We start from the raw sequence: 408 nt of genomic DNA, 5'->3' as shown, positions 1-408 counted from the left end.
TGACGAAGCGATACCCCGAGGGGATCAATGCCTGCGCCTCTGGATCGAACGTGCCTTTCAACACCGCCGTGTTCGCACCGGCCAGGCTGGTCGCGGCCACGGCGCCGGCATCCGGTGCCTGCCGCACGCGCGAATAGACGATGCCGGTGATGCCGATGACCAGCACGCCCACGATCAACAGGGTGCTGCGCGAGGGACGACGCGGTGCTGCAGGGCTCATGGTGTTCCTTTCTCGGTTACAGGGTCTTGGCCAGGAAATCGGCGGTGCGCTGCTGGCGCGGGCGTTCGAACAGCACCTCGGGCGTGCCCTGCTCGATCACCCGGCCCTGGTCCATCATCACCACGTGGTCGGCTACGCGGCGGGCGAAGCTCAGCTCATGGGTGACGATCACCAGCGTGGTGCCGGAG

1 protein-coding gene and 1 pseudogene are annotated in these 408 nt (G+C 66.9%); both read right to left on the bottom strand.

The window, feature by feature from the left end; all coding sequences use genetic code 11:
* Positions 1-220 (bottom strand): hypothetical protein (locus I6F38_RS43535; protein WP_225164733.1); only part of this gene is annotated, 220 nt, incomplete at its 3' end.
* 16 nt (positions 221-236) lie between these two features.
* A pseudogene (locus I6F38_RS44370) lies at positions 237-408 on the bottom strand (amino acid ABC transporter ATP-binding protein); the annotation flags it as partial.

Origin of the sequence: Bradyrhizobium sp. BRP56 (assembly GCF_020194035.1) — a bacterium.
Lineage (GTDB): Bacteria > Pseudomonadota > Alphaproteobacteria > Rhizobiales > Xanthobacteraceae > Bradyrhizobium > Bradyrhizobium australafricanum.
This window is presented reverse-complemented; position numbering and strand designations above follow the sequence as displayed.